The organism is Lentzea sp. NPDC060358, assembly GCF_042725365.1.
Classification (GTDB): domain Bacteria; phylum Actinomycetota; class Actinomycetes; order Mycobacteriales; family Pseudonocardiaceae; genus Lentzea.
Genome location: NZ_JBHXCW010000411.1, coordinates 1 through 3846, shown reverse-complemented (window position 1 = coordinate 3846; position 3846 = coordinate 1). Strand labels below are relative to the sequence as shown.

General features: G+C 72.1%; 4 protein-coding genes. All 4 read right to left on the bottom strand.

Annotated elements, in window-relative coordinates; all coding sequences use genetic code 11:
* Positions 1–43: 43 nt before the first annotated feature.
* Positions 44–670 (bottom strand): hypothetical protein, encoded by a 627-nt coding sequence (locus ACFWGZ_RS40175; protein WP_382456832.1) that lies wholly within the window; start codon positions 668–670, stop codon positions 44–46.
* Positions 671–1198: 528 nt separating this feature from the next.
* The gene (locus tag ACFWGZ_RS40170; protein ID WP_382456831.1) at positions 1199–1654 is read right to left on the bottom strand and encodes an SRPBCC family protein; all 456 of its coding nucleotides are present in this window, start codon (positions 1652–1654) and stop codon (positions 1199–1201) included.
* Between the two features lie 66 nt (positions 1655–1720).
* On the bottom strand, positions 1721–2650 hold the full coding sequence (locus ACFWGZ_RS40165; RefSeq protein ID WP_382456830.1) for a D-2-hydroxyacid dehydrogenase family protein: 930 nt from the start codon (positions 2648–2650) through the stop codon (positions 1721–1723).
* Between the two features lie 22 nt (positions 2651–2672).
* The gene (locus tag ACFWGZ_RS40160) at positions 2673–3770 is read right to left on the bottom strand and encodes a calcium:proton antiporter (protein WP_382456829.1); all 1098 of its coding nucleotides are present in this window, start codon (positions 3768–3770) and stop codon (positions 2673–2675) included.
* Between the last annotated feature and the right edge of the window lie 76 nt (positions 3771–3846).

Below are 3846 nucleotides of genomic sequence, written 5' to 3'. Positions count from 1 at the left end.
CCCCCGCGCCGTGCGGGAGTGGCCGTCCGTTGTGGACGGTCGATCAGCCGATCTTCTCGATCCGCGCCCGGCGGATCAGGAACTTGCCGGGCTCGCGCACCTGCTCGAACGCCGCGTTGTTCAGCAGCGCGCAGCTGCCGGACACCGAGGCCACCTTCACGGTGGTCGACTTGTTGTTGTCGAGGTTCGTGACCTTCAGCGTGGTGCCGATCGGGAACTCGCCGCTCGACGCGGCGGGCGCGCCGCCCTCGCCGGACAGCGTGACGGTCGAGCCGGCGCAGACCTGCTGGCCGGTGGCGCCGCCGTCGCCCTGCCCGGGGGCGGGCTGCTGGGCGGTGGGCTGCTGCGCGGCGGGCGGGGTGGCGTTGCCCGCGTTGCCCTGGTTGCCGTTGCCCTGGTTGCCGTTGCCCGCGTTGGCCGCGCCGCCGTCACCCGCGCAGCCCGCCGCCTTGCGCCGCTGCTGGATGAGGTCGACCACGGCCTGGCGGTTCGCGATGCGGGCCTCGGACTGCGAGTCCGGGCTGGCCTTCTGCCCCGCGATGAACGTCAGGTTGTTCTGCAGCGCCTTGTCGAGGCCGCCGCAGTCCTCCCCGGACGTCGCCGCCTCGCCCTTCTGCGGCTGCGCCTGGACGTTGCCGCCGCACCCCGCCGCCGCACGGCGCTGGTTGATGAGGTTCACCACCGCCTGGCGGTTGGCGATGCGGGCGTCGGACTGGGCGTCCGGGCTGGCCTGCTGGCCCGCGATGAAGGTGAGGTTGTTCTGCAGGGCGGTGTCCAGGCCGCCGCAGTCCTCGGCCGCGTTCGAGTTCGTGCTGCTGAAGGCGAAGATGCCGCCCGCGACAGCGGCGACCGCGAGCATGGCGCCCGCGCCGATCATGACGGGCTTGCGGTGTCGAGCGCCCATTCCGTGTCTCCTCGGGGTGGTCCGTCCGGTGTTGTACCGATGACTACGGGGAGGTCACGGAGCGGGTTCAGGCGAGACTCGAAAGTTTCTGCTTTTAAATTGGTTTAAGGTTGGGTGGGAACGGTTCCACATGGCTTTGAACAGTGGTTTTCCGGCCCAGAAGGGCCATTGGGGTTCCGGCGTGCTCACGCCTGCCGTTTCGACGGCATCGCCCTTGCGGATTGCCGCGCCACTTCATTGCCGCAATTCGCCGGGCGGGTTCGAGGAACGGCCGGCCGTGTGCGGCAGCCGTGGTCAGGCGGATTCGGCGGCGCTCTTCAACCGCCGCAGCGTCGCCTCGATGTTGCGCTGGTTGGTCACCGCCCGGTCGGTCACCCCGGTCGCGAGCACGGTGAGCGGGCGGTACCAGGCGGGCCTGCGGTCCCAGGTCGACTCGGTGACGCGGCAGCCGCCGTCGACCGGTTCGATGTCGTACTGCCAACGCGAGACGGCGAGGCCCAGCGACTTCACCTCGAACGCGAACCTGGCCGGGTCGCAGTCGGTGACGGTCGCGGTCGTCGGCCACCGGCGCCAGCCGCGCCGGTTGACGCCGCGGAAGCGGGCACCGACCCGCGGGCCCCCGCCGCCGAGCCAGCGGCCGCCCGCGTACTCCTCGGCGACGCCGCTCAGTCCGCGCAGGTCGCTGACCAGGTCGAAGACCCGTTGCGGGGTGGCGGCGACCTCGATGTGCGCGGAGGCGTCGGGCGTCATGGACCTGAACCTACTATCGGTAGGGAACGCGGCGCCAGTGTGCTGGCCACGAACCCCGCGGGGTCGCTAGAGCTGCCGGATCGGCTTTCCCGCGGCGAACGCGCGGATGTCCTCCACGGCCTCGCGGAAGTAGGTGCGGTAGTTCGACCGCGTCACGTAGCCGAGGTGCGGGGTGGCGAGCACGTTCGGCAGCGCGCGCAGCTCGTCGGTCAGCGGCAGCGGCTCCACCTCGAACACGTCGAGCCCCGCACCCGCGATCCGCTTCTCCCGCAACACTTCGAGCAGCGCCGCGCCGTCGACGATGCCCGCGCGGGAGGTGTTGACCAGGAACGCCGACGACTGCAGGCAGGCCAGCGCGGCGGCGTCGACCAGGCCGCGCGTCCGGTCGCCGAGCACGAGGTGGATCGACGCGAAGTCGCTCTGCCGCAACAGGTCGTGCAGGCCGTCGGCGAGCCGCACGCCCTCGGGCTCGACGCGGTCCGCGGTCAGGTCCGGGCTCCACGCCACGACGTCCATGCCGAACGCCCTGCCGATCCGGCCCACGGCGGTGCCGAGCTTGCCGAAGCCGAGCAGGCCCAGCGTGGCCCCGGCCAGGTCGACGCCGACCGTGCTCTGCCAGGGGCCGCCCGCGTGGAACGCCGCGTTCTCGGCGGCGAGGTGGCGGGCGAGACCGAGGATCAACGCCCACGTCAGCTCGGCCGGCGGGGTCTTCGCGCTGCCGGTGCCGCACACCACGACGCCGCGCTCGCGGGCGGCGGCGAGGTCGATGGAGGCGTTGCGCATGCCGGTGGTGACGAGCAGCCTCAGGTTCGGCAGCCGGGCGAGCAGGGCCGCCGGGAACGGGGTGCGTTCGCGCATGACCACGACGCACTCCGCCTCGGCCAGCGCGGGTGCCGGGTCGTCCAGGTGGTCGCGCAGCACCGTCACGTCGAGGCCCGACCAGTCGGCGTTCGCGAGCGCCACGCCCTGGTAGTCGTCCAGCACCACGCACCTCATGGGCCGATCATCCCAGAGCGGCCTACGGGTTGACGGCCAGGAACAGGAACGCCGCCAGCAGCACCAGGTGGACGCCGCCCTGAAGGCGGGTCGCGCGGCCCGGCACGACGGTGAGGACGCTGACCAGGACCGTCAGCAGGAGCAGGATCATCTGCGTCGAGCCGAGGCCGAGCATCAGCGGGCCGTCGAGCCAGATGGTGGCCAGCGCGATGGTCGGGATGGTGAGGCCGATGCTCGCGATCGCCGAGCCGTAGCCGAGGTTGAGGCTCGTCTGGATGCGGTCGCGCAACGCCGCCCGCGCCGCGGCGATCGTCTCGGGCAGCAGCACCAGCAGGGCGATCACGACGCCGACGAACGACTGCGGGAAGCCGGCAGCGCGCACACCCGCCTCGATCGCGGGCGACTCGATCTTCGCGAGGCCGACCACGGCGACGAGCGCGACGACGAGGAAGCCGAGGGACATGAGCGCGGCCTTGCCGGACGGCGCCTCCGCGTGCTCGTCGGGCTCGATCACGCCGTCCGCGTCGACCGGCAGGAAGAAGTCGCGGTGCCGGACGGTCTGCGTGAACACGAACATCGCGTACAGGGCCAGGGACGCCAGCGCCGCGAAGACGAGCTGCGGGCCGGAGAACTCGGGGCCGGGCGTGGAGGTGGTGAACGTCGGCAGCACGAGCGTGAGCGTGGCGAGCGTGATCACGGTGGCGAGCGCGCCGCCGCTGCCCTCGGCGTTGAAGAGGGTGGTGCCGTGCTTCAGCGCGCCGAGCAGGAGCGCGACGCCGACGATGCCGTTCGTGGTGATCATGACCGCCGCGAACACGGTGTCGCGCGCCAGCGAGGACGCCTCGGGCCCGCCGGACACCATCAGCGTGACGATCAGGGCCACCTCGATGACCGTCACCGCGACCGCGAGGACCAGCGACCCGAACGGCTCCCCCACCCGCAGCGCCACGACCTCGGCGTGGTGGACCGCGGCCAGCACGGTCGCCGCGAGCACCAGTGCCACGAGCGCGACGAGCACGCCACCGATGTCCCGCCCCCAGGTCACGGCGAGCAGGATCACGCCGAGCAGGGGAGCGATGGTCGTCCAGGAGAGCAGCGGGAAGCGCGAGGTGGCGGCCATGATCTCACCCTCGCACATCGGAAGGCTCTTCCGCCATTCGGCGCAGCCTGCCCTCGCAGCGGAAAAGAATGCGGGG